At 54.4% G+C, this 25,326-nt stretch carries 24 protein-coding genes and 1 pseudogene; 7 read left to right on the forward strand and 18 right to left on the reverse strand.

Features of this window, described 5'->3' with window-relative positions:
• Positions 1 to 12: 12 nt before the first annotated feature.
• From ACIP6T_RS12135 to ACIP6T_RS12145, 3 genes are all read right to left on the reverse strand, one after another.
• The gene (locus ACIP6T_RS12135) at positions 13 to 768 is read right to left on the reverse strand and encodes a molybdate ABC transporter permease subunit (RefSeq protein WP_400457359.1); all 756 of its coding nucleotides are present in this window, start codon (positions 766 to 768) and stop codon (positions 13 to 15) included.
• Positions 768 to 1,691, reverse strand: coding sequence for an extracellular solute-binding protein (locus ACIP6T_RS12140; protein WP_400457361.1), 924 nt, complete (start codon positions 1,689 to 1,691; stop codon positions 768 to 770). Before ACIP6T_RS12140 ends, ACIP6T_RS12135 begins: the two co-directional genes overlap by 1 nt.
• Before the next feature lie 115 nt (positions 1,692 to 1,806).
• Complete coding sequence (locus ACIP6T_RS12145; RefSeq protein WP_097098186.1) at positions 1,807 to 2,367, reverse strand: thioredoxin; 561 nt, start codon at positions 2,365 to 2,367, stop codon at positions 1,807 to 1,809.
• A gap of 277 nt (positions 2,368 to 2,644) precedes the next feature.
• Here ACIP6T_RS12145 and ACIP6T_RS12150 point away from each other — a divergent pair, with 277 nt between their 5' ends.
• Complete coding sequence (locus ACIP6T_RS12150) at positions 2,645 to 2,914, forward strand: hypothetical protein (protein WP_097098185.1); 270 nt, start codon at positions 2,645 to 2,647, stop codon at positions 2,912 to 2,914.
• A gap of 114 nt (positions 2,915 to 3,028) precedes the next feature.
• Complete coding sequence (locus ACIP6T_RS12155) at positions 3,029 to 4,045, forward strand: NAD(P)-dependent alcohol dehydrogenase (RefSeq protein WP_400457364.1); 1,017 nt, start codon at positions 3,029 to 3,031, stop codon at positions 4,043 to 4,045.
• Positions 4,046 to 4,125: 80 nt separating this feature from the next.
• Here ACIP6T_RS12155 and ACIP6T_RS12160 read toward each other — a convergent pair whose 3' ends face one another.
• From ACIP6T_RS12160 to glsB, 3 genes are all read right to left on the reverse strand, one after another.
• Positions 4,126 to 5,871 carry a DUF2534 family protein gene (locus tag ACIP6T_RS12160; RefSeq protein ID WP_097098183.1) on the reverse strand — a complete coding sequence of 582 codons (1,746 nt, stop codon included), beginning with the start codon at positions 5,869 to 5,871 and terminating at the stop codon, positions 4,126 to 4,128.
• A 66-nt stretch (positions 5,872 to 5,937) separates the two neighbouring features.
• The gene (locus ACIP6T_RS12165) at positions 5,938 to 6,351 is read right to left on the reverse strand and encodes a DUF2946 domain-containing protein (RefSeq protein WP_097098182.1); all 414 of its coding nucleotides are present in this window, start codon (positions 6,349 to 6,351) and stop codon (positions 5,938 to 5,940) included.
• A 247-nt stretch (positions 6,352 to 6,598) separates the two neighbouring features.
• The gene (gene glsB / locus ACIP6T_RS12170) at positions 6,599 to 7,522 is read right to left on the reverse strand and encodes a glutaminase B (RefSeq protein WP_400457367.1); all 924 of its coding nucleotides are present in this window, start codon (positions 7,520 to 7,522) and stop codon (positions 6,599 to 6,601) included.
• A gap of 245 nt (positions 7,523 to 7,767) precedes the next feature.
• On the opposite strand from glsB, the gene ACIP6T_RS12175 reads away from it, so the two are divergent.
• On the forward strand, positions 7,768 to 8,232 hold the full coding sequence (locus ACIP6T_RS12175) for a heme-degrading domain-containing protein (protein ID WP_400457369.1): 465 nt from the start codon (positions 7,768 to 7,770) through the stop codon (positions 8,230 to 8,232).
• 212 nt (positions 8,233 to 8,444) lie between these two features.
• On the opposite strand, the gene ACIP6T_RS12180 is transcribed toward ACIP6T_RS12175, so the two are convergent.
• From ACIP6T_RS12180 to ACIP6T_RS12200, 5 genes are all read right to left on the reverse strand, one after another.
• Positions 8,445 to 9,758: a c-type cytochrome gene (locus ACIP6T_RS12180; protein ID WP_400457371.1), complete on the reverse strand. Its 1,314-nt coding sequence runs from the start codon at positions 9,756 to 9,758 to the stop codon at positions 8,445 to 8,447.
• Positions 9,759 to 9,760: 2 nt separating this feature from the next.
• Complete coding sequence (locus ACIP6T_RS12185) at positions 9,761 to 11,530, reverse strand: GMC family oxidoreductase (protein WP_400457374.1); 1,770 nt, start codon at positions 11,528 to 11,530, stop codon at positions 9,761 to 9,763.
• 18 nt (positions 11,531 to 11,548) lie between these two features.
• Positions 11,549 to 12,277 (reverse strand): gluconate 2-dehydrogenase subunit 3 family protein, encoded by a 729-nt coding sequence (locus ACIP6T_RS12190; RefSeq protein ID WP_400457376.1) that lies wholly within the window; start codon positions 12,275 to 12,277, stop codon positions 11,549 to 11,551.
• A gap of 234 nt (positions 12,278 to 12,511) precedes the next feature.
• Complete coding sequence (locus ACIP6T_RS12195; protein ID WP_400457377.1) at positions 12,512 to 13,336, reverse strand: sugar phosphate isomerase/epimerase family protein; 825 nt, start codon at positions 13,334 to 13,336, stop codon at positions 12,512 to 12,514.
• 17 nt (positions 13,337 to 13,353) lie between these two features.
• Positions 13,354 to 14,367, reverse strand: a complete 1,014-nt coding sequence (locus ACIP6T_RS12200; protein ID WP_097098175.1) for a LacI family DNA-binding transcriptional regulator — start codon at positions 14,365 to 14,367, stop codon at positions 13,354 to 13,356.
• A gap of 400 nt (positions 14,368 to 14,767) precedes the next feature.
• On the opposite strand from ACIP6T_RS12200, the gene ACIP6T_RS12205 reads away from it, so the two are divergent.
• From ACIP6T_RS12205 to ACIP6T_RS12215, 3 genes are all read left to right on the forward strand, one after another.
• Positions 14,768 to 15,946: a Gfo/Idh/MocA family protein gene (locus tag ACIP6T_RS12205; RefSeq protein ID WP_400457379.1), complete on the forward strand. Its 1,179-nt coding sequence runs from the start codon at positions 14,768 to 14,770 to the stop codon at positions 15,944 to 15,946.
• Between the two features lie 8 nt (positions 15,947 to 15,954).
• A complete protein-coding gene (locus tag ACIP6T_RS12210; protein ID WP_400457381.1) occupies positions 15,955 to 16,896 on the forward strand; it encodes a sugar phosphate isomerase/epimerase family protein in 942 nt (313 codons plus the stop codon).
• A gap of 95 nt (positions 16,897 to 16,991) precedes the next feature.
• Positions 16,992 to 17,336, forward strand: a complete 345-nt coding sequence (locus tag ACIP6T_RS12215; protein ID WP_400457383.1) for an ArsR/SmtB family transcription factor — start codon at positions 16,992 to 16,994, stop codon at positions 17,334 to 17,336.
• On the opposite strand, the gene ACIP6T_RS12220 is transcribed toward ACIP6T_RS12215, so the two are convergent.
• From ACIP6T_RS12220 to ACIP6T_RS12230, 3 genes and pseudogenes are all read right to left on the reverse strand, one after another.
• Positions 17,329 to 18,519 (reverse strand): MFS transporter, encoded by a 1,191-nt coding sequence (locus tag ACIP6T_RS12220; protein WP_400457385.1) that lies wholly within the window; start codon positions 18,517 to 18,519, stop codon positions 17,329 to 17,331. The genes ACIP6T_RS12215 and ACIP6T_RS12220 overlap by 8 nt on opposite strands.
• A gap of 131 nt (positions 18,520 to 18,650) precedes the next feature.
• Positions 18,651 to 18,959, reverse strand: a complete 309-nt coding sequence (locus ACIP6T_RS12225) for a CcdB family protein (protein ID WP_345830377.1) — start codon at positions 18,957 to 18,959, stop codon at positions 18,651 to 18,653.
• 2 nt (positions 18,960 to 18,961) lie between these two features.
• Positions 18,962 to 19,200, reverse strand: a pseudogene (locus ACIP6T_RS12230) (type II toxin-antitoxin system CcdA family antitoxin).
• A 175-nt stretch (positions 19,201 to 19,375) separates the two neighbouring features.
• Here ACIP6T_RS12230 and ACIP6T_RS12235 point away from each other — a divergent pair.
• Positions 19,376 to 19,909: a sterol desaturase family protein gene (locus ACIP6T_RS12235; protein ID WP_345830379.1), complete on the forward strand. Its 534-nt coding sequence runs from the start codon at positions 19,376 to 19,378 to the stop codon at positions 19,907 to 19,909.
• Positions 19,910 to 20,466: 557 nt separating this feature from the next.
• On the opposite strand, the gene crtB is transcribed toward ACIP6T_RS12235, so the two are convergent.
• Genes crtB through ACIP6T_RS12255 form a run of 4 tightly spaced genes read right to left on the reverse strand, consistent with a single transcriptional unit; the run spans position 20,467 to position 25,317 of the window.
• Positions 20,467 to 21,396, reverse strand: coding sequence for a 15-cis-phytoene synthase CrtB (gene crtB / locus ACIP6T_RS12240; RefSeq protein ID WP_345830380.1), 930 nt, complete (start codon positions 21,394 to 21,396; stop codon positions 20,467 to 20,469).
• On the reverse strand, positions 21,393 to 22,874 hold the full coding sequence (locus tag ACIP6T_RS12245) for a phytoene desaturase (RefSeq protein ID WP_400457389.1): 1,482 nt from the start codon (positions 22,872 to 22,874) through the stop codon (positions 21,393 to 21,395). The genes crtB and ACIP6T_RS12245 overlap by 4 nt, the downstream gene beginning before the upstream one ends.
• The gene (gene crtY / locus ACIP6T_RS12250; protein WP_400457392.1) at positions 22,874 to 24,040 is read right to left on the reverse strand and encodes a lycopene beta-cyclase CrtY; all 1,167 of its coding nucleotides are present in this window, start codon (positions 24,038 to 24,040) and stop codon (positions 22,874 to 22,876) included. Before crtY ends, ACIP6T_RS12245 begins: the two co-directional genes overlap by 1 nt.
• Positions 24,040 to 25,317, reverse strand: coding sequence for a glycosyltransferase (locus tag ACIP6T_RS12255; protein ID WP_400457395.1), 1,278 nt, complete (start codon positions 25,315 to 25,317; stop codon positions 24,040 to 24,042). The genes crtY and ACIP6T_RS12255 overlap by 1 nt, the downstream gene beginning before the upstream one ends.
• Positions 25,318 to 25,326: the final 9 nt, after the last annotated feature.

Raw genomic sequence — 25,326 nt, forward strand, 5'->3', positions numbered from 1 at the left:
TCAGTGACCATCTTATACGCGGCGTGACAGCGCAAAGCTGATTAGCGGCACTGGCAAGGTAAACAGCAGCAACAGCCACAGCAGCACATACACCGCATCAATCCCGTTGTTTTGCAGATTATTATAGAGCTGCACCGGCATCCCCTGAGGGAAATAGGCAAAGATCATCACAATGCCAAACTCACCCATGGCGCGTGCCCACGCCAGCGCGCTAGCTGAGGCCAATCCCGGCGCGGCGAGCGGTATCGACAAGCGCCAGAAACGTTGCCACGGTGAAGCACCTAGCGTGCAGCCCGCCTCCAGAATATCCATCGGCACGCCGGCAAATGCCGAGCGAGCGCTGGTAATGAAATAGGGGAGTGCGCCATACCACTGCGCGAGAACAAAGGCGGCAGGATTGTTGACCAGTGTCCAGCCAAACTTGCTCAGCAACTCGCCTGGCACGCTGTAAGGCCCGTAGGCGCTGACCAATAAAATCCCCATCGCCAGCGGCGGCGTCAGAAGCGGAATCATCACCAGCAGTTCAACCATCAACCGTGCCCGTCCCCGGGCCTGCGACAGCCACCATGCCACCGGCAAGCCACTGATAAAAATCAGCAGCAGCGCGATGGCTCCTAAACCTAGCGAGGTCACAATCGCACTGCCATCACCCCACGCGAGTTGCAGGTGCTGCCAGTGGGTGACGCCAATCAGCGTGAGAAACGGCACCGCCAGCAACAGCAGTGCCGGCAGTGACAGCCACAGCGCGGTAGCGTGACGGATTTTCATTACGGGTAAATTGAACCGCCTTTTGGTACGGCGTATCCATTCTGTTTAAATAACGCCTGGCCTGACGGGCTGAGCATGAAATCAACAAAGGCTTTGCCGGCCGCACTGCCGTGTGGGGCATTTTTCAACACGGCCGCATAGTAGACCAGCGGCTGCGTATGCAACACTTTGTCTTTGCCCTCGCTGTCTTTCACGCTAAAGCTCACCGTGTCATACCACTGTTTCGCCATCGCGGGATTACTCAGATTTATCTCGTCGGGCAACGCCACATAAGGCAGATGCGCGGAGATCACTTCGCTCTCATAACCGGCTGCGGCATCAACCTGACCGCTTTCCAAACGCGTCAACAGGCCGCCTTCGAGATGGGTTTGCGCCGGGTTTTGATAGCCGCCCATAATTTTATCGGCGATGCCTGGCTGCTGGTAATACTTCTCCGCCAGCAGCAGGGTGAAGATGATGTTCTGACCTTTAGGATCGTTGATCGGATCGGTGCGACCAAACTTGATACCCGGCGTTGCCAGCACTTTCAGCCAGCTGGCATCGCTACCTTTTGCCTGAGCAAACTGCTGCGCATATTGACCTTTCGGGCTGTACGCCACCACCATGCTGGTGCTCGCAACGGGAACCGCATCGTCAATTAAGCCGGCATCTTTCAGGATCTGCATTGGGCCGGGCGTGATGGATACGAATACATCGGCGGTAATTTTTTTGCTCGCCAGCAAGCGCGCCATACCATATGCGCCCTGTCCCTGGCCTTCGTACTTGCCACCGTTCTCTTTAGCAAAGGCTGGACCTAAAGCTTGATCCATGACTTTGCCCATGGAGCCGGCATAAGTGACGCGAATATCGGTATTGGCTTGTGCATGCAAACTCAAGCCCGCGCCAGCGGTGAGCAGCAGCGCGGTGAGGTGTGTGTGTCGCATTCCCTTTCTCGCTATATAATTAGGTAGATAGCGATTATCGGAAATCGCCTTCGCAGTGCAAGGGAAAATCTATTGCGAAATCATACTAAAGGCCTGCCGTCGCAGGCCACAGGAGTCAGGCGAGGATACGTTTGGCCCAGGATTCGATGTCATCGCCGCTGCCGATATCCAACTGAACTAAGCCGTTGGTGATAAAAGTAGGCGATACGTGAATGCCGTTCTGACGCGAATATTTACTGTGCCATTTGATCTCGTTTTGCAGCTCGGCACGCAGGAAAGGTTCGCGTGCATTCACACCGCTGTACTGCTCCAGGCGATCGAGAATCTGGTTTGGCGTGGCGTCCATATTTGGGCCATGGCTGTGATCGGTAAACTCAAATTCTTCACGATGATCGGCGACTGCCTGCAGCACTTTTTTTGCTGCTGCTTTGCCTTCCGGTAAGGTCGAGGCTGCCAGGATATAACGCACTATTACACCGGAATACATATGCCACGGCTGCGACTGCAAACGGATCTTTAACGTCATTTTATCTTCACCCACCAGCCGCAGCAGCGCATCAAACTTATTAAACGCGCGCACGGAAAACGGGCAGGTGGGTTCCAGAAACGCTTCAAACACCTTTGGACCGTGGCCCCAAACCAACGGATCGGCATGTAATGCAGTGGATTGGCTCATCGTAATTCCCTGTTATGTGACTAGACGTGGCCTTACTTTGGCAAAGCACTGCGCGGACAGCCAGCGCCAGCTTGTGCTTTTTTGTTACAAGGCCATTCGAACGAAGCAAAAAAATCGTTTTATAGATCCGCAAGCTACAAGAAAGTAGAGGCTCCAGCGGGGTTGCTCAGAAAATAAGCGGCTATAGTTAATCCTGTTTCACGCTTATAAGCCTGCCGCATCCGCGGCATTTTTGATTCATTTGCCTGGAGCCGAACGTTAAGCATCGAGGTTCAATGTGTTTGCCAATATCTCCTGGAAAATTATTCATCAGGTACTTATCGAAACCATTACTGAAATGATGGATGAGCAGCAAACGATAGACGTGCCCACCCTGCGCAGTCGCCTCATGGAGATGGCGGAAAGCGAATCAGATGAAGCCATGGTGCTGTGTTACTGGCAAGCCAGCAAAGTGTTGATGCGATTGCCGCCCACGGTCACCGCTAGCCAGTTAATTGAAGAGGCGCGCGTTGCGTACCGCACGCCGCTTAATCACGATCGGCTTTAACCCTGAATGCTTTTCATCTCGGACATCGCGGTCAAGTGGCGGAATTATGGCCATAGCGGTGAATAGCGCTCTGCTAGACTTGCTCTGTCAAAAACGCTGATACAGAGGACAGTAATGAAAATCAAAAGTTATGCCGCCTTAAACGCCGGCGAGGCGCTGGTGCCTTACGAGTATGAGGCCGGTCCACTGGCTGCGGAAGAAGTGCAGGTTGAGGTCGATTACTGTGGCGTTTGCCACTCAGATCTTTCGATGATCGATAATGAATGGGGTATTTCTTCGTTTCCTGTGATTGCAGGCCATGAAGTGATTGGTCGCATTAGCGCCTTAGGCGACGCGGCACAAAACAAAGGTTTGAAAGTGGGCCAGCGTGTGGGGATTGGCTGGACGGCAAAAAGCTGTCAGCACTGTAATGCCTGCATTAATGGCGAGCACGTTAACTGCGAAAACGGTTCTGTGCCAACTATCATGAATAAAGGCGGTTTCGCCAGCCATCTGCATGCTGACTGGCAATGGGTGATCCCGCTGCCGGAAGCGTTGGATTTCACCTCTGCGGGCCCGCTGCTCTGCGGCGGCATCACGGTGTTTAAACCTCTGCTGATGCATCACGTTACTGCTACCAGCCGCGTGGGTGTCATTGGTATCGGTGGTTTAGGCCATATGGCGATTAAGCTGCTGCGTGCAATGGGCGCCGAAGTGACGGCCTTTAGCTCCAACGCCAGCAAAACCGAGTCGATTAAGGCGATGGGCGCCGATCGCGTGGTAAACAGCCGCGATCCTCAGGCGCTGAACGCGCTAGCTGGACAGTTTGATCTGATTATCAGCACCGTAGCGGTAGATCTTGATTGGCAGCCGTACTTCCAGGCGCTGGCACCGCACGGCAAATTCCATACCGTGGGAGCGGTGATGAAACCGTTTGAAGTACCCGCTTTCAGCCTGATTATGGGCGATCGCGCTGTGACAGGTTCCTCCACCGGTTCACCTGGGCAGCTTCGCTCGCTGATGAAACTGGCATCACGTGCGGATATCGCCCCGCATGTTGAAGAGTTCCCAATGTCGAAAATCAACGACGCGCTGGAGCACGTACGCGCCGGTAAAGCCAATTACCGCGTAGTGTTGAAAGCTGATTTCTAAGCTCGGATGACCAGGTCGGCAGCAATGCCGACCCTGTGATATTAGGTGCGCATGTATGCGCACCGTTTCATAGACTGCAGTTATCCCCGTGAATCATCCTTTTCGCCGAGGAAGAAGTACCATAGCGGAATGGAGGTTAATGCGGTAAACACCGTGGTATACAACGCGATCATAAAGCCCTGCGTGATATACATGGTTAGCGACCAGTGGCTGAATGGGATGCCGTATTGATCGATCACGCCACCGATAATCGCGTTACTCATTACCGTGCCGACAATCAGCGCGAGGATAAACAAACCGCGCAGGAAGTAACGCATCTCTTTCCGTTTCACCGCAAAACGCGCGCGAATAATGCCGAGTGGCGATTGCTGCGACGCCAGTAGCGCCGCCTCATCCAATGGCGCTCGCTGTTGCTTACGCCAGCGCAGGATATCCACCCCTAAAAATGCCAGTAAACTCGCGCCCATCAGCGGCAGAGCATAGCCCAGCGCCAATGCCAGCATCAGCCATGCTCCTTTGGCGTAGTGCGGTAATGCCACCCAGGTTTCGGTCAGTGTTTGTGCCGGACTGGCATCAACATCCCTGGGGCGACGGATCCACCACATGCGATAACCGAAACCAATCATGCTGCATAAACCAAGGCCAAAGAAGGCCAGCAGTAGCTGATTCGGCAAACCGAACAATACGCCCATGTGCGCATCCACGCCCCAGCGCGTTAACTTTGCTACCAGCGGGAAACGGTCAAAATAGACGTGATCCACCACGCTGAAATCCTGTGGATTGACTGAAACAGCATCCACCCGCGTTGGCCAGCTGCGATCTATTTCCGTCACCGCCCAGGCTTTATCCACGCTTTTCGGCTGGCGCAGTTCGAGTTTCGATGCGCTCAGCCCATCCTGCCGTGCTGCATTCAGCACGCGATCCCAATCGCTGTCGGCGGCATTATTCGGCATCGGTTTTGCTGCTGCGGCCGCAGGTTTGGTCATCGCTGACATCGGCATACTCATGTCCGACATATCCATATCCGGCATGTGGTCGGCATGGGGATCGGCGGGAGCTGCTGGTGCCTCGCTGTTGAGTGAGGTGTTCACCTGCGGCGTTAACCAGTTCAGTTCGGTACGCATGCGGTCGATATTACCGCCCGCCCATTGCGACCACGTCAGGCCGGTGACCGAGAAAAACACCAAACCCACCACCAACGTCAAACCGAGCGTGACGTGCCAGTGGCGACTGAACGCGAAGCCCTTGCGCGGCTGCTTCAGCTTACGTTTCGGACGTGTTCCCAGCCATAGCACCACGCCACCAAGTGCGGCTACCCATAACCAGGACGCCGCCAGTTCGCTGTAGTTGCGACCAAAATCGCCAAGCAGCAGGCTGCTGTGTAGCAGGTCAAGCGTAGTGCGCAGCGGTAATACGCCGCTGGTGCCGTATACCGGCATATCGCCCTTTACCTTGAGGCTGTAGGGATCGATAAAAATTGCGCGAGATTGTGAGGCACCGAGCGCGGGATCGCTGAATTGCACGCGGGTGGTATCCGTGGCATCCGGAGCCGGGCGCACCGCATAAATATGCTGGTTTTCACCTGCATAGGCGCGTGCCGCGCTGATTTGTGCTGACAGCGGCTGTGCATTGCCCTGAGGTTCAGCGGTAAGCGCATCGGCATAAATCAGGTTTTCCAGCTGAGGCGTGAGTACATAAAGTGTCCCGCTGAGTGCCGCCACAAAGATAAATGGGGCGACAAACAGGCCAATATAAAAATGTAAGCGACGTAGCAAATTTAGCACCGCGCCGCGCGGTGCTGCAGAGTGAGCAGCAGACAAAGCCATCTTCCTTCCAAAAAGAAATGGTGTTAGCGCAACGCACAAACAGAGCGTGCACCGTAGTGAATAAGATCAGCAGGGAAGAAGTGCGGGAGGTGCGCGCGGGCGATGAATAGTGCTGAAGCGACGCACGATCGGCGCAACCACGTGAGGCAGCGGCGGCGCGCGCGAAATCACCAGAATTAACCAGATAAACGGAATGAATACCCACATCAGCAGCGGCACGTGCACCAGCAGGTCACAATAGCCACAGGCAAACTCGCCGTCATCCATCATGTGATGGCTCATGCCCGGCATCGGCATGTCCGCCATCATCTCGTGGTGGCTCATTGAGCTATCCATCATGCTGTGCTGCGGCATCGCCATCATCTGACTGTGACGTTCCATCAGGGTTTTCGACACAATCGGCGCGACGAACAGCAGCAGCACCGCCACAATGGCGACGCAGGCAGTCAAACGTTGGCGGAAGTGATGTGAAAACGTCATGGTAGCGAGTGGATAATTCCGTAAATGAGGCGGAAGTGTAACGCGATTGCCGTTGATGGGTTAAAAAAACTCAGCCTATTTTAGAAAAAATTCGCACCTTTTGAAAAAAGTCACTTAATGAAGCGGAGCTTTTAACTTCAATGCAACCTGATAAGAACAACGCGGAAACATTATGGGCGGGGCCATAAAAATAGCATTGCAGGTAAACCAGTTGCGCTCATTCTTTGGGTCGCATTAATCAGAACAATTAAAAAATCGATCTTCCCAGCCGCTCGGTGAGTTTCTCCAGCAGTGCGGTACCGGCTAATGAATTGCCCGAATGATCCAGCGCGGGCGACCAGACGGCAATACTCATATCGCCGGGAATCACGGCCACAATGCCGCCACCGACGCCAGATTTGGCCGGCATTCCGACGCGCCAGGCAAATTCTCCGGCGCCATCATACATGCCGCTGGTCATCATCAATGCATTCACCTGCCGCGCCTGACGCGGCGAAATCACCGCCGATTCTCCATCCTGGGTGCGGCCGTGATTGGCAAGATAGAGGAAGGTGCGCGCTAACTCTTCGCAGTTCATCGCCAGCGAGCAGTAGTGGAAGTAGGTTTCCATCACTTTGCTGACATCGTTATGAAAATTGCCGAACGATTTCATCAGCCAGGCAATCGCCGCGTTGCGCGCTGAGTGTTCGTATTCAGAACGCGCTACAGCGCGATCGTAATTGATGTCATTTTGCTGCGCCAGACGGCGCACAATTTCCAGCATGCGCTGACGCGGTGCGGTGAGGCGGCTTTCCAGCAGGTCGCACATCACCAGCGCACCGGCATTAATAAACGGATTGCGCGGTTTACCCTGTTCCAGCTCCAGCTGCACCAGTGAATTAAACGCCTGGCCGGAGGGTTCTTTTCCCACGCGTTGCCAGATCTCGCCATCTTCATACAAGGTGAGCGCCACGCTGAGTGAGAGCACTTTAGAGATCGACTGAATTGAAAAGCGTGTCGTTGCATCACCCGCCTGGAAACAGCGTCCATCGGGCGTGCAAATGGCAATGCCGAGGTAGTCAGCATCGACCTCTGCCAACGCTGGAATATAATCCGCCACTTTACCCTGCTGCGTTAATGGACGAACTTCACTCACAATCTCTTCAAGCAATGCATTACTGAGTTCCGACACCTTGACGCTCCGTGCAGTAAATCGTGGCCAGGATAATGGTGATTTGTGCGCAGCGCGTCAATCGGCGGCGCAAAATTCTGTGAGGCTTCTGGGTAATGGTTGAACAGCCAAATCCCTCTCTCGAGTTTGAGAGAGGGCAGCGCTTCCCGTAAACGGCGAATGAACTGAGAACTTCATCATGTGCGAAAGATATTTTCCATGGTATAAAATATGGAATTTTTATTTCAAATTGAGAGGAATCTATCATGTCATCGCTCCCGTCTCTGGAAATCCTATTACAGCAGGAAGCTGAGCACCGTTTACCGCAGTTTGATTTTGATTTGGCGTGGCAAATTGGGCAAAGCATTAAGCAGCGCGCTCGTGAGGATAACGCGCCTGTTGCTATCGAAGTCTACGCCTTTGGTCAGGTGCTGTTTCTGGCTGCGCTGCCGGGATCAACGCCGGAAAACCTTGAATGGATGCGGCGCAAGCGTAACACCGTGCTGTTGACCGGCCACTCGTCGATGTATGTGGGGCTTGTGAATGAGCAGAAGGGCGAACGTATGGCAGAGCAGCGTCATATCCGTCAGCAAGATTATACCGATCACGGCGGTTCTTTCCCGCTGCTAACGTCGCAGGGCGCGATCATCGGCGCCGTCACTATTAGTGGTTTACCGTCAGAAGAGGATCATGCGTTAGCGCTGTGGGGAATCACCCAGCTGCTGCGCTAATGATCCAGTGTGAAGCGGCACCATGAATGGCGTAATGCCGATCGGTTAAGCACCGCATCAAATTGCTGCACTTTTCGTAGCGGCGCGATTTATCGCGCAATGAATTGCGCCGCTACAATAGTGCTCTCGGTAATGAGGGTTTTTTATGACTTAACTGGCGAGCATTATGCGATAAATCGCGCCGCTTCAGCATGTGATGAAAATAATGACATTTATTTCATCGCCGGCACCTTCAACTTATCGCCCGCGCCGGTGACTTTACGCACTTCCGCAACCTGGCTGGCTTTCACTTCTGCGCCCTGATTGCCCCACGAATTCCTTACGTAGTTGAGCACGTCGGCCATCTCCTGATCGTTAAGCTTCCAGGAGAATGACGGCATGCCTGCGGACGTTGGGCGGCCTTCGGTGTGCGGCGCCCGCGCGCCATCCAGCAGCGCATGAATCATGTTGGTGGAATCGTTTTGCATCGCACCATTGCCAGCAAAGGCAGGTACCATGCCGGTGATACCCTCACCGGCCAAGCCGTGGCAGGCAGAGCAATCCACTTCATAACGCAGAGCGACTTGATCGTAACGGCTTTTATCCATGACAAATTCAGCGGCTGGCGGCGTGGAAGACGCCGGTAAACTGCGCAGATAGGTGGCGATGGATTGCAGATCGCGATCGTTAAAATACTGCGTTGAGTGCTCAACTGCTTCCGCCATTGGGCCTGCCGCCACGCTCTCGCCGTTAGAGCCGGTTTTCAGGTAGTCGGCGATTTGCGCATCGCTCCATTTGCCAATGCCAGCATGTGGATTTGGCGTGATATCCGGTGCATACCAGCTGCCCAGATTGCCGCCTTGTAGATATTGGCTCGCAATCTCGCCGCCCAGCGCGTTACGCGCGGTGTGGCAAACGCTGCAGTGCGCGGGACCATCCACAATGTATTTGCCGCGATTCCATTCGTCGTTCTGCGTGGTTTGCGGTTTAAACGCGTTGTTATCAAAAAACAACAGGTTCCAGCCTGCCATCGCCAGGCGAATGTTATACGGGAAGTTCATGCCCGCATTTTCATCTACGGCGTTGTTCACCGGTTTTTGCACCGAAAAATAGGCCCAAAGATCGTGCATATCGCCATCGCTCATCTGGGTGTAAGCGGTGTATGGCATCGCCGGATAGAGGAAGCCATGTTCGCCGCGCCCCTGACGCACCGCGTTGAAGAAGTCGCGCTCGGTCATTTTGCCGATTCCTGTGGCGCGATCCGGCGAAATGTTCGAGGTTTTCAGCGCGCCAAACGGCGTGTCGATCTTGTAGCCGCCGGAGAAGTCGGCATTGTGGCAGGCGGCGCAGTCCGCGAGTCGCATCACATATTCACCGCGCTTGATGGCAGCAGAATCATTGCTGTGAAAATCGGCCAACTGCACCTTATCGTCGGCCACATTGGAGCGGGCACTGTCCAACACCACCCATAATCTGCCTGTTGCCGCAATGCCAGCCAGCACCGCCAGCGCGGCGAGCGTGTAGGTTATCTTCTTTGCTTTCGCCATGATTACGCCCCCACCAGCGGTGCCGGGTTATTGATGTACTTCTGGTGAATTGCCTGCGCGGCGCGAACCGCCAGCGCACCCACGGTGATAGTTGGGTTGTAACCACCGTTGTTAGGGAAGGCTGACGCGCCCACCACAAACAGGTTGTGTGCATCCCAGCTTTGTAGATAGGGATTAAGGGCCGAGGTGCGAGGATCGGCGCCCATCACCGCGCCACCGATGGTGTGTGAGCTTTGCTGTTGGTAGGGGTTCCAGCGCTTCTCTGCCTGGTTATCGACCACCCAATGCTGCCCGCCCATCTCTTTCATGATGTTGATGGCGCGGTCGGTGACGTATTTCGCCATGCGCACATCGTTTTGGTTCCAGTCGAAAGTGGTGCGAATTAAGGGCTGGCCGTGACGATCTTTATAGTTCGGATCAAGATCGAGATAGGCTTCGCGCATCGGCATTGAGGTGCCCTGACAGAAGATGGTGCCTGCACTTTGGTAATCGCGCTTATAGCCCGCTTTCCACTCGCTGCCCCAACGTTTGGTACCGGGACGCAAGCTATTCATGTTTTGAATCGGACGGCCGTTGGTGGAGAAGCCCATGATGCCCGCGCCGCCGATGAAATCGAGTTCGCTGTGATCGAAGTTATCACCGTTAAAGTCATCAATCTGCACTGCTAACGCACCGCCACCGATGAACGGGTTCATATATTCGTTATCGAAGTATCCGGTGACCGTGGAGCAGGTTTGGTAATTGTAGTTTCGGCCAATGGTGCCGCGGCCAGTGAGCGGATCGTATTGCTCGCCCACGCCGGAGAGCAGCATTAGACGAACGTTATCCATCTGATAGGCGGTGATGCAGACGATATCGGCAGGCTGGAAACCTTCTACGCCATCCTGCGTGATGAATTTAACGCCTTTCACCGTTTTGCCATCGTCATGCTTCACGGCGTGCAGTACTTCAGTTTCGGTCAGCAGCGTGAAGTTTGGACGACGCATCAGCACCGGCAAAATGCACGCTTGCGGTGAGGATTTGGAGAAGTTGCCGCAGCCGTGGAAGTCGCAGAAGCCGCAGTACGTGCACGGGCCCATGCTGACGCCGAGTGGATTCACGTAAGCCTGAGAGAGATTACCGGCAGGGATCGTGAAGGGGTGATAACCCATGCTTTCGGTAGTTTTGCGATATTTGCTCATCCAGTGCGTATCTTTCAGCGGAGGCGTGGGATAGTCGCGCGAGCGCGGCCCTTCAAATACGTTGCCGCCTTTCTGCAGCTGACCGTTGAGATTGCCGGCGATACCGGATGTTCCGGCAATACGCTCAAAGCGATCGTAAAACGGCGCCATGTCGTTGTAGGTTACGCCCCAGTCCTGTAGCTGCAAACCCTGCATCTTTTTTGCGCCATAGCGTTCGCGGGTTTGCTTTGCCACTTCAAAATCCCACGGCGAGAAACGCCATGACATCCCCGCCCAGTGCGTGCCCGCGCCGCCGACGTTCCAGCCAAACTGAAACGCTGACCAGTTACGCACCGGGGCGGCCACCTGATCGCTACGGTTGCGGAAGGTGGTGGTTTCCACGCTCATGGGCTGCAGGATTTTACGGCGCGTATGAAAACGCAGTTCGTCGGCATCAATGGCGACCGGGAAATCGGTAGAAGTATCGCGCCAGGCACCGCGTTCGATGGCAACCACGTTCAGTCCCGCGCGGGTGAGCTCTTCCGCCATCACCGAACCGGCCCAACCCAGGCCGACGATCACCACGTCAGCTTTATTTCTTACTAGTGACATTAAATCAGCTCCGGCTATTTAATCGTTAGGAATCAGACTGACGGGAATAAGCGCCAGATTTTCATTACGGCGTTCGATATAAGGGCGATAGTCATAGCGTGCGCCGGGAAAACCGATCATCTTCCATCCCGCCATATTTTTATTTCCGCCATAAATCGGATCGGCTAAATAGCTTTCGCGCGCGTTTTGCAGCATTAATTCAAACAGCGCCTGGCTATTAACGTCTTTTCCTAAATCGATTTTTCCGTCTTCCATCTTCGTCAGGAAGTCATCGATCTGCTGAACTGATAAGGTGTGGAAAGAGGTTTGATGATGTTGCTGTGCCCACTTTTCCAATGCAGCTAAGCCGGTTAAATAACGCTCTTTCGGTGGCGTGAGGAATTGCGGACTGCCCATTAAGGCTTCTTCATTTTCCGGGTGTAGCGGCGCCTGCAAATAGAGCGCTGCGCCGGAGCCATAATCACCCGCTAATTGGTTATCGAGGAATTCAATCCCACCCGCTTCACTGGCCGATGGGCCGAGATCATCGGCGGGGATGAGGCGATCAAAAATGGCGGCCAAATTCTGCCGATCCAGCGGGTTAGTGAGCACCCGATAACCATTTTGCCATGCCGGTTGCGGCAGGTGATCGGAGCTGAGTTGGGTTTCCAGTGGAACATTGTGTAGCTCTTTAGCGCGCAGCTGCGGCGCAACGGCGAGTGATGCCACAATGCCACTGAGCGAAAAGAGCGCTTCTCTTCGGTTCATACTTCTTATCCCTTAATCATTCCATCTAAGATGGACACCACTGATTATTATTTACAGAGCACGACGTTCTGAACTGTCAAACACGGTGATGCACTATGCAAATAGCGCACAGGCATCAACGACGAATCCACGTTCGTTATTATTTTTGGCAGAAAGTATTTAAATACGGCACGTCATTTATCAGGCCGCCAGGGCCATTATTATTCACGGAAAATCCGTTAATTGAATTTACCTTTATTGAATATATTTGTTCATATCTTCATAGCAGTGACGGGAAATATCCCAGAGATCCTGTTCCCAGTTGCGCGGGCTTAATAATTCCGGCGACCATACACCAACGTAACCGGTGGCTTTTACCGCTTCGACCCAGGCGGAAATATCAACTTCTCCTTCGCCCGGTGCGTAATTACGCTGTACCCACTCGTCCCAGGCTTCGCCTGGTTTGGCTGCGCGGCCATCGCAGAAGTGCACGCCATAAATCAAATCTTTATCCATGCGCGCCACTTCCGCTGGCGTGGTAGCGCCGCCCGCATGCAGATGCCAGAAATCCACTACCACACCCAGGTTATCTTTGCCGCTCTGTTTAATCAGATCGAGCGCGTGCTGCAGTGAGTTGAACGCGGTGAACGCCACTACTTCAATCTGGAATTTGATGCCGAGCGGCGCACCGATATCGGCAATCGCGGAGATGTTGTCCAGCAGGATGGCATCGCGCTCGGCATCAGTCAGGTGATCAAGTTCGGTCAGCGCCATGATTTGCACCACTGGACAACGCAGTTCAACCGCGGCCTGACAGATTTTTTCCGCTTCGCGTAACAGTTCAGCACGCGCTTCCGGTTGATGGCGGCCAATGCGTTTCAGTGCATTGATACAGGTAATTTCGATGCTGTATTTCGCCATCAAATCGCGGTAGGCGGCATAGCTGCCACCGTTATCCAGATAGCGATACAGATGTTCTGGCAGGATTTCTAATCCGCTAAAGCCCGTTTCATGGGCGATGCGTAACTGAGTGACGGCATTGCTGTACCAAACAGACACGCCATGCAACGACAACTTCATCTCTCCTCCTTGTTACCTCACGGCTTCAGGTGAGAGCGACGAATACGCAATTCTCCCTGAGACCAAACGCCACCTGGAGTGGCACGTCCATCAATCAGCCGGTTTAAGGCTTCTGTGATGATCAAATCAATGCGCTGGCTGAACGAAGTGAGCTGCCAGCTGGGCAAGCTGGCTTCGTCAATATCATCGAAACCCACCACCGCCATAAATTTATTGCCTGCCCCTTCACGTAAAGCCGCCAGTGCGCCAAGCGCCAGCACATCGTTCTCGCAAAACAACGCTTCAACACGCTTGTCGGGGGCCTGCGCGTTCAGGTAGTCAGTTAACGCTGCGTAGCTGCACTCACGGGCATATGCGCCAGCCGTGAGCAGCACATCAAGCGGTAATCCCGCCTCATTTAACGCCTGCTGCAGGCCTTCCAGGCGGAGCGTGTGATGGCTTCTGGTGGCGGGCCCCATCATGTAACCGATACGCGTATAACCTTGTGCCAGCAGCAGTTCACCCAACTGTTTGCCTGCCCGCAAGCCATCGACGCTCACCACCTCAATACCCGGTTCGTCATTATTACGACACACCTGAACCAGCGGAATGTGGTGCATTTCGCGCGCAACGGCGATGAGCTCATCGCTCAGCACCGTGCCGAGAAACAGCATGCCATCGACCTGCAGCTGATCGGCCAGCGAAAGCACCGCGCGATAATTTTCGCCGCTGCCGATATTCAGCAGCAGCGCCATGTAACCGCGCTGCTGAAGCTGGCGGGTAACGGTATCAAGCATCAGCATGGTGTGCGGATTTTTCAGCTCGTCGATCACCACGCCGATAATGTGCGTCTTCTTTTGCGACAGGCTGCGCGCCAGCAGGTTAGGGCGATATCCCAGCTCGCTGGCGATGGCCATCACGCGTTCACGCGCTTTCTCTGAGATCGACGCGCCTGGCGTAAAGGCACGCGATACCGTCCATTTTGAGACGCCTGCCAGTCGTGCCACGTCGCTGGCTGTGGCTTTGTGTGGTTTGTCGGTTGGTTTACTCATAGCACCTGCGTAGGGGTATTAGCGGAAGACCCCCAGCATTGAACGTGAAACCCAACCGAAAATAAACACCCAAGCGCGGCATTTGGCGGAAAGCGCGACAAATAACCCTGTTTTTATGATGTTGCGATTATGTTTGATCAGTGCACCCGATTGCAACATTTTTTGCAATCGGGTGCATTACATTAACTTTTTGTGATCCATTTCGCTCATTTCCACTTTGCTGAATTGACTGCCAGCCCGATATCGCTGACATTTTGCACAGTAGAAAGCGCGAAATAGCCATTTTTACGCGTGAGTGCAGGCTTTTTTGCACCCGGTATCAAATCTGGCATTGGCGAGAATAGATATCCTTCCATCTTACTTTATTTCAAATTGCACCCGGGTGCAAAAAGGAGTTGCTATGCTCAACGGTGAAAAGAGTATCCCACGTCCACTGCGCTGGGCCATGATCGGCGGCGGTCGTTTGAGCCAGGTTGGCTATAAACACCGTTCCGGTGCGCTGCGAGATAATACCGCTTATCAAATGGTGGCCAGCGCGTTTGATATTGATGCCGAGCGCGGACGCGATTTCGGCATCAATCTCGGCCTGGCGGCAGAACGCTGCTATGACACTTATCAGCAATTGCTGGCCGAAGAGGCGAAGCGGGAGGATGGCGTGGAGGTGGTATCTATTGCCACGCCAAATGGCACTCATTATGAAATCACCAAAGCCGCTCTGAATGCCGGTATTCACGTGATTTGCGAAAAGCCGCTGTTTTTCACCCGTGCCGAAGCGCAGGAAATCAAAGCGCTGGCGGCGGCGAAAGGGTTGATCGTCGGTGTCACCTACGGTTTTTCCGGACATCCGCTGCTAATGCAGATGCGCGCAATGATCGCCAATGGCGAAATCGGCGATGTACGCATGGTTGAGCTGCAATACACCCACGGTTTTAGCGCTAATGATAGCGCCGACAAGTTCAGCGAAGCGCAAAAGTGGCGCGTCGATCCCAAAATCGCCGGGCCTTCATTCGTGCTCGGCGACATCTCTACACACACCTTCTACATTTCGCAGCTGGTGCTGCCGCAGCTGAAAGTGAAATCGCTGTTGTGCGATCGCCAAAGCTTTATTCCTTCCCGAGCACCGCTGGAAGATAACGCCATGGTGTTGATGCACTACGACAACGGCGCAGTCGGGCGCATGTGGGCGTCATCCATTAATGCCGGTTCGATGGATAGCCAAAGCATTCGCGTGATCGGATCACGCGCTAGCCTGGAGTGGAGCGATTACAACCCAGGCGAGCTGAAGTATGAAGTGCAGGGCCAGCCGAATCAGATCATGCATCACGGCATGCCATATCTGCATGAAAGCGCCCTGGCAGATGAACGTCTCGGGGCGCTGCACACCGAAGGGCTGGCGGAATCCTGGGCCAACATCTATCTCAAATTTGCTATCGCCATCAGCGCCACGCAGCGCGGTGATCAGCAGACACTCAACAACCTGATCTACCCGGATATTAACGCCGGGATCGAAGGGGTGCGCTGGATCGAAAACTGCGTACGGTCTGCGGATAACGGCGCGAGCTGGGTTAATTACGAATAAGGAATGCCATGAAACTCTCTTTCTGTACCGATAGCCTGGGTCATCTGCCGTTTGAACAAATGCTGGATAAACTGTTGGAGCTTGGCGTTTATGGCGTTGAGATGACCACCGGCGGCTGGTCACCGGCACCGCATCTGCGCACTGAAACGCTACTGGGCAGCGCCACGCAACGTCAACAGCTACTCAGGGCGCTGGAGAGTCGCGGCATGTCGATTGCGGCGCTGAATGTGTCGGGAAATCCGCTCGACCCGGGCGAACTGGGCAATAAGCACAAGCGCGATACGGAAAACGCGTTGGCATTGGCCGGTGAACTGGGCGTGAAAAAAATCGTCATGATGAGTGGTCTCCCGCCAGCCAGCCCCCATGACACCATTCCCAACTGGATCACTTACACCGTGAGTTGGCCGCCCACGCTGAAAAACTGCCTCGATTATCAGTGGAATGAAGTGGCGATTCCCTATTGGCAAGGGCTGGTGGCGCGCGCTAAAGAGAGCGGCGTGGAGAAGTTTGCGCTGGAAAACTTCAGCTCGATGCTGGTGTGGAATCCGGAAACGTTGTTCCGTCTGCGTAATGCGGTGGGCGATATGGTTGGGCTGAATCTCGATCCCAGCCATCTGCTGTGGATGGGAGCCGATCCGATTGCCGCGGCGCGTGCGCTCGGCCCGGCGATTCATCACTGCCACGGCAAGGACGTGCGGCTGGAACGTGGGTTGGTGAACATTAACGGCTTACTGGAAACCAAACCGGTGGAAGACGTTGCCAACCGCGCCTGGAACTATGTTGCGGTGGGTTGCGGCCAGGATTTGCAGTGGTGGAAGGAGTTCTTCTCGGTGGTGCGCATGGTGGGCTACAACGATTGGGTATCGCTGGAGATGGAAGATCTTACCATGTCGGTGGATGCGGGAATTACGTCATCGATTGCAGCACTCAAGCAAACCCTTAGCCAGTAAGGTGCAGTTCGCGGCGGGTAACCGCTCGCCGTGTTCTGTACATCGCGAGGCGATGCCCTGATAATTCGTGTTTACACGAATGAATGGGGCAGGTAATGCGAGAGAATCATCCATCACGCGAGGAGATTCGGCTGGAAAATGTGCTGGCGGCATTGGGCAATCCAATGCGCATGACGGTAGTCAGCATTCTGGCGGATGGCGGTGAACATACCTGCGGATCGCTGCTGAAAGGCGTATCGAAATCCACCTTAACTCACCACTGGCGCGTACTGCGCGAGGGCGGCATTATCTGGCAGAAACCCTCTGGCCGTGAAAATTTATTATCACTGCGACGCGACGATCTGGATGCGCGTTTTCCCGGTTTGCTGGATTCGTTGTTGAGTGCGACTGAGCATGATGCGCTCACCACCGCCACGCTAAATGCGTTCCACCCTAAATAACCCGCGCGCGGCCCGCCAGCGTGGCCACCACCATCTGCACAGCCGCAATCACTAATAGCATCGTCAGTGGCCACTGCCAGCTGCCGCTGATGTCATGCAACAGACCAAAGCACAACGGTCCGAGTGCCGCCAATCCATAGCCAACGCACTGCGCCATGCCCGATAACTTCGCGGCCTGCAGATGATCCGCGGTGCGCAGATTAAACAGCGACAGGCAAATCACCATCGATGCCCCCGCGCCTAGCCCAGCCAGAATCAGCCACAGCAGCGCGTAATTTGGCGCAGCCAGCAATCCAGCCACGGCCAGCAAGATGGCAAGTGACGCGAGGAAACTCATCGCGCGCTGATCGCGCATTTTCTTCAGGGCGCTCATACAGGCGAGATTCGAAACGATCGCCACTACCTGATAAACGAACAGCATGCCGCCAGCTTCCAATTGGCTAATGCCGCTGTCCTGTGCGAAAGGGGTGAACCAACCAATTAAGGTGTAAAACACCAGCGACTGACAAGCCATAAACAGGGAAACCTGCCAACCTAATGCGGCGCGCCACGGCGATCGCGTGGGAACGGCGCTGGCTGTGCCTTTTTTATGAGTGGCGGATTTTTTCAGATACGGCAGCCAGGCGAGCAGCGCAATTACGGCCGGAATCAGCCATACCGCCAGCGATAGACGCCAACCTGCGCTACTGAGTTCTGCCAGCGGCACCACCACGCCAGAAGCGATGCTGGCAGTAATCGCCATCGTCATCGCATACAGTCCAATATAACGCGCGGTGTGCTCGATGAAATCACGCTTGATCAGCGGCGGCAGAAGCACATTGGCGGCAGCGATACCGGAACTGAGAATCACGGTGCCAGCCCATAAGGCATTTTCACTGCCGCTAATGCGCAGCACCGATCCCAGCGTAATCAGCAGCAGTGCGCCCCACAAACTGCGCTCCAGACCAAAGCGATTGCCGAACCATGCAGCCGGTGGCGCTAAGGTGGCAAACATCAGCAGCGGTAAGAAGTTAATCACGCCTGCCGCGCTGGCGCTCAGTCCAAACGTCAGACGAATGTTTTCCAGCACCGGACCCACCGCCGTAATCGGCGTGCGCAAATTGGCCGCCGTCAGCAGCAACAAGAACAGGAAAAAACCAGAACGACGCAGGGCAGGATTCGCAGATAAAACGGTATGGGTCATCTTTTCGCACCATAGCAATGAGGCAGACCAAGTCTGCATATGGTGCGTTGGTTGACGTTAACGCTTACGCAACGGCGCAGGCCGCTGAAAGGAGGGCAATACTAACGAGGGGATGTACTGATGTAAAGTTCTCAGAACCCATCGAAGATAAAATCAATCGAATCTTTAATGCGCTGTCGATCAACATGCGCATCCATAACTTGATCGCCGGGAAGTGATTCGCGTACGCTAGCCATTTCGTGGGTCATGACTAAGTATTCCTCACCTTCAACATTAATCACCGGATTGAGTCGCTTCACTTGGTTTTTTTTGAATAGATTAACGGGATAAAGTGGAATAACGATTCGCGAGGCCAGCTCGCCGATAATCTCGCTTTGGGCATCTATCAAAAAAGAGTATTCGCTATTCTTGTTGGTGTTGCGATAAATGAAATATTGCATTGCTAAAACGTCCTGTATTCATCCGACAATAATCCATGCTCTTCGATGATGCGGTTCAACTCTTGTAAATCTTCGCTATTTTCACGCTTCCATCTTTCTGCTTCTGTTGCTCGGATCTCATGTTGCAAAGCTCGGGAGAGGATTGCTGATAGATTAAGGCCAGCTTCTCTCGCTTGTTCAAGCAATGTGGGTTCAAGTGTCACACTGACTGTTTTTTTTGTCTTACAGATGTAGATGGCATAATTTCCCCGTGTACGGTACACGTGTATAAACATGCGTGATGAGTATGTGTGATGTTTACTGATAATTCAGTGCGCGCCTCCTATAAACCTGAAAAACTCAATCATCTTACCTTGCGCCATCCGCTATCCGCGTCCACCTTTAGTATTTCCCCTTTTCCCACAAATGGACGAACAATGCTCTGGTTATGGAACGTGCTTATCTTGCTGGCAACCGTGGTGGTGATGGAAATCGTCGCGGCGCTTTCGCATAAATACATCATGCATGGTTGGGGATGGGGCTGGCATTTGTCGCATCATGAACCGCACAGCGGCAAGTTTGAACTTAACGATCTATATGCGGTGGTGTTTGCCGCGCTGGCGATTGTGCTGATTTATGTCGGCGTGCAGGGCTTGTGGCCGCTGCAGTGGATTGGTGCGGGCATGACGGCCTACGGCGCGCTTTATTTTATGGTGCACGATGGACTCGTGCATCAACGCTGGCCTTTCCGCTACATTCCGCGCAAAGGCTATCTCAAGCGCTTATACATGGCGCATCGTATGCATCATGCGGTGCGTGGACGTGAAGGCTGTGTTTCCTTCGGCTTCCTTTACGCACCGCCACTCAGCAAGCTGCAAACCGCGTTGCGCGAACGCCATGGACGCAAACTCAACGAGGACGCTGCCACAGACCAGCCGGACGCGGCGCGTAAAAATTCACGCGTAAAGTGATGGGCCGGTGCTCGACTTTTTCAGCAGCAAATACTCGTCATCTTCACTTTAGGTACCGATCTTTTACCTTCTTCACAAAGAAAATCTAACATTGCTATCGTTCATTCAAGGCAAAGTTAGATTTTCATTTCCAGTATTTTTTCACAATAATAAAGTCAATTATGAAAATAACGACTGCACATACGGCAGTGATATTCCATGCATGGTCAGGCCAGCGATCATAGGAAAGAGAGCCAACGGTTATAATCAGAATGAGAGGTATGCTGGAGGAAAGGAATAGCCAAATGGAAAATCTGAAAAAACATTGTAGCATCCTGCTCATTTTATTAGATCCCTATCTATGGTTTATTAAAAATTAAAACCTTGCAAAAAAATATCTTTATACGAATGAAAAAAATCATCAGTGCGTGGGCTTAATTATACGACAAGGCTATCGCTTATTTAAAGAATACAAATTTCTGAATTTCGTTTAAGGAATTTGTCATCTTCGCAAAGCAAATAGCCTTACCCGCATGAATTCGGTAATGAGCATAGCCGCCAGCGCCATGGACGCAAACTCAACGAGGACGCTGCCACAGACCAGCCGGACGCGGCTCAGGATGCGCCACGCGCGAAGTGAGCGCCATCCCTGCGCCTTTCAACAGCAGAGCCAGCTTCTCTCCTTTGCTGGTGCGTTGGCGTGTATCCCAGGCATGCGCGCCAGCGTGCTGGACTTTCACCCCAATTTCGCGATAAACGCCGCGCGCGGTAGCGATGGCCCACGCCGAACGCAGCGGCAATCCAGGTAAGCCAGATCGCGCAGATTGATAATAAGGTTCCGCTTCCGCCACTAAACGCGCAGCCAGCGTTGCCAGGGCTGTTCGGTGCTGTGGAGCGCTCAACGTAGCGCCATTTAATCCTGCTTCATCAAGCCAGGATTGCGGCAGATAACAGCGACCATTTTCGGCATCCTCGACAATATCGCGCGCAATATTCGTTAGCTGAAAGGCCAAACCTAAATCGCAGGCATGATCCAGCACCGCTTCATCGCGAACGCCCATCACGCGCGCCATCATTAAGCCGACGACACCCGCAACGTGATAGCAGTAACGCAGCGTGTCCGCGAAGGTTGCGTAGTGTTCATCGCGCGCATCCATGGCGAAGCCTTCCAGATGATCAAAGGCCAGCTGCTGAGGTAACTGGTGAATGATCGCCACTTCCTGAAACGCCTTAAACGCCGGCTCATCCATGTGCGCACCGCTGTAGGCGCGGCGCGTTTCGATCTGCAGATGAAGCATGCGCGCCTGCGCATCCTCTATCGCGTGTTGCGTGCCCGCTTCGCCAAGCGTTTGCCCATCAATCACATCGTCGCAGTGGCGACACCAGGCGTAGAGCATCAGCGTACTGCGGCGCGTTGGTGCATCAAATAACTTTGCGGCGGTAGCAAAACTCTTCGATCCCACGGCCATGGTTTGCGTGACTTGCTCAAGCAGCGGCTGTCGATTCATTTAGCGCTATCCTCCAGCATCAGCTGGGCGGTGGCTTTGGCGGATCCGATGACTCCCGGCACGCCCGCACCGGGATGGGTGCCCGCGCCGACTAAATAGAGATTGCTGATATCAGCATCACGATTATGCGGACGGAACCAGGCACTTTGCGTCAAAATCGGCTCCAGCGAAAACGCCGAGCCATGATGGGCATGCAGCGTGTCGCGAAAATCAAACGGCGTAAACATCCTGTGTGTCACCAATTGCTGACGTAGTCCCGGCATATAGTGCTGCTCCAGATAAGCAAAAATTCGATCGCGCAAGCGCGGTCCTTCCTGTTGCCAGTCGATATCAGCGGTACCGAGATGCGGCACCGGCGCTAACACATAAAAACTGCCGCAGCCCGGCGGTGCAAGCGAGGGATCGCTGCTGCAAGGTGCGTGAAGATAAAGCGAAAAGTCATCTGCCAGCTCACGGCTGTTGAAAATTTCATCTATTAACTCGCGATAGCGCGGACCAAAACAGACTGTATGATGCGCGAGCTGTTCATGAGGATGATTCAGGCCAAAATAGAGAACAAACAGCGAATTACTCATACGCTTACGTTTTAGCGATGCGGCGCGCTTGCGGGCCTGCGGATGATGATGCAATAGCCTGTCGTAGGTGTGAACCACATCTGCATTCGAGGCAACCGCCGCCGCCGCAAAACGTCGTCCGTCCTTCAGTTGAATACCGCTAATGCGATCGTCGTGGGTTTCCAGCTGACTCACTTCGGCATTTAGCAGCAGCTCGCCGCCCAGATCTTCAAACAGCCGCGCCATACCGCTAACCAGCGCGCCGGTGCCGCCACGCGGAAACCACACGCCCCATTCGCGCTCCAGCGCATGAATCAAGGTATAAATCGATGATGTTGCAAAAGGATTACCGCCCACCAGTAATGAGTGAAAGGAGAATGCCTGCCGCAGGTGATCGTCCTGAATAAATTTTGCCACCATGCTGTAAACGCTGCGCCATGCCTGTAAACGTCCCAGCTGCGGCGCGACGCGCAGCATATCGCGGAAGTGCAGAAACGGCACCGTGCCAAGTTTCAGATAGCCCTCTTGAAACACCTCGCGAGAATAGGCGAGAAACTGGCGATAGCCAGCGACATCCTGCGGGTTGAACGTGGCGATCTGCTGCTCGAGCAGCGGCTGGTTGTTATCATAATCAAGCTGTTTACCGTCTTCCCAACACAGGCGGTAAAAGGGCGTTACGGGCATCAGCTCGACGTAATTGCTGAGTGATTTTCCCGCCAGCGTGAACAACTCCTCAATGGCGCTGGGATCGGTGATTACCGTCGGCCCCGCATCGAAGATAAAACCTTTATCCTCGTAGACATAGGCGCGTCCGCCTGGTTTATCGCGCTGCTCCAGTAGGGTGGTTGGGATGCCGGCTGCTTGCAGGCGAATCGCCAACGCCAACCCACCAAAACCTGCGCCAATCACATAATTACGTTCCATTATTTCTTCCCTGGCGTTGCTGAGGTCATCATTAGCGCGCGCAGCGCTTCACCGAGTGGCACCGGCGGCTTGCCGCACAAAATTCGGGCTTTATCGCTCAGGCGCAGTTGCCCGGCGTAAAAGCGACTAATTAATCCGGCATCGAGCCGATAAAAGCGCTGCATCACACGCCAGCGCTGTTCAGGAGGTCCGGCGAGAAACAGCATGCGATTGAGCAGGCGAAAGAAGCGCTGCTCGCGCCACTGATTACGGGCGAAGCGTTCAATGTGCTGATTGAGAGTGCCGGCCGCGGTGGGCAACGAGGTTGCGATTAACTCCGCCAGCGCTACGGCGGAGGGCAACGAATAACCGGTGGTGGCGTGAAACAGTCCGGCACGTAGGCCGCTGCTGGGCTGGCCGCGCTGCTGCTGCCAGAACCGATCGACATCGCCGCTTAATGTGATGGGTAATACGCCATGCTCTTCACGCAGCAGCCTGCTGAGCATCCAGCCTTGCTGCTGCGCATAGTCGCCGATATGTTGGCGTGTCGCGTTTTCAGCCAGCGTAGGTTGATTGACGTAGTAGGTGTCTTCAATGAGCAGGCGATCGGCGCTGAGCGGCAGCGTGTAAACAAAACGATAGCCTTCGTGCTGATCGACGGTCGCATCCATCAGTATCGGTTGTCGTAAACCGTGCGGCTGCGCCAGCTGCCACTCCTGGCCAAGAAAGACCTGATAACCGAGCTGTAAGTGCGGTGTAGGCTGCAATCCCCGGCCATCGATAACAACTTGCGCATGAAGTTCGCGGCCATCTTCCAGCGTCACCTGCGTAGGGCTCATCTGGCTGACGGGCGCGTTACACCATAGATCGTCGCCCATTACACTAACGAGCTTGTGGGCAAAATCGTCTGAGAAGATCGAACCATAAGCCCCATTCAATGTGCGACGCAGCGCAGGGAAGCGCACTTGATAACCCGACCAACGTACCGAAATCAGCGGTTCGAGCCAACTCAACTGTTCAGCGGTGAGATCGCTGTGATGAAAGGACCAGGTATGATTCCCCGCCGGATGCGCGTGACTCTCCAGCAGCAAGCATTTTAGTTCGGGTTGCAGCTGACGCAGGCGTAGCGCGATCAGGCCGTTCGCCAACCCGGCTCCCACCAAAATCACATCGTATTGCATCTGCATCAGGTTGCCTCCGCGAGCACAACGTGCTGCTGGCACAGCGCTTGTTCAACGATCTCTGCTGCACGCTGGCAGCCGCCTGCGCGCTGCAACTGCGCCTGAATCGCTGACATACGTAACGTATAACTGCCGTCTGCCAGCACTTTTTGCAGATGCCGTTCCAGTCGATGTACTCCGCTGAAACGCGATGCGCGGCACCCAACGCCGTGCCACTCAATCCGCGCCGCTACGCCGGGCTGATCAAAAGCAATCGGCAGTGCCAGCATCGGAGTGCCGCACGCCAGCGCTTCCAGCGCGCTGTTTAATCCAGCATGAGTAATAAACAGCTGCGCGTGCTGCAACGCTGCGCGTTGATCGACAAAATCCGTCACCCAGGCAGCACCGGCCAGTTCAAGTTGATGCGTTTGCTGCATGTTTAAACCACCGCAATGTGCGATGACTAATGACAATCGCAGATTTCGGCACGCCTGCGCCAGATGCAAAAACAGGCGAAAGCGATGACCTTGTAGCGTTCCGAGCGAGGCGTATACCACCGGCTGACGCAGCGCTGGCCAGGGCGCGTTGAGCAGTGCAACTGACACCGGCTCGCGTAAGGGCCCAACGGCGTGATAGCAGTCCGGCAACTGCTGACGTGGAAAATCAAAGGCAGGCACCATCTGACTGATTTGCGCCAGCGGCGAAAGACATTGATGCAAACCGCGCCGTTCCGTTAAGCCAAACGCTCGGGCATGTTTGAGAATGACCTCGCCATGGCGATGCATGATGCGATCGTAGATATCGCTGCTAGCCTGAAAACGCTTTAAGGCTTTCTCATTCTGTGCAAAACGGAAAGGCATCACCGCGAGGGGAATGCCCGCTTCGCGATTAACCGGTAAGGCGCAGGCCACAGAGACAAAAGGCAGATGCAGCGCTTCCGCAACCAGCCCGCCCGCAGCTTCCATCTCATCGGCGATCACGCCGTCAACTTTCAGTGCCTTTAGCAGCTCTGGTAATTCGCGACACAGCATATCGGTACAGTCTGCCAAATCCTTTATTACCCGAAACAGCGACAAGCCACCCGGCGAGGCCAGTCGATGTAATACCGGCGCCAGAGAGCCGGCCGGATGCGTTTGCTGCCCGACGGTAACAAATTCGATGCGTTCATCGCTCAGTAAAGTGCGCGCATCGGCTTGTTGAATAAACGTGATGCGATGCCCGCGTGCCAGCAGCGTTTGTGCCAGCGCCTGCAACGCATGAAAGTGGCTATAAAGCGGAGGCGCAATCACCGCAAAGTGGCCCATCAGCGGATC

The organism is Pantoea sp. NPDC088449 (genome assembly GCF_044753225.1).
Taxonomy (GTDB): Bacteria; Pseudomonadota; Gammaproteobacteria; order Enterobacterales; family Enterobacteriaceae; genus Pantoea; species Pantoea floridensis.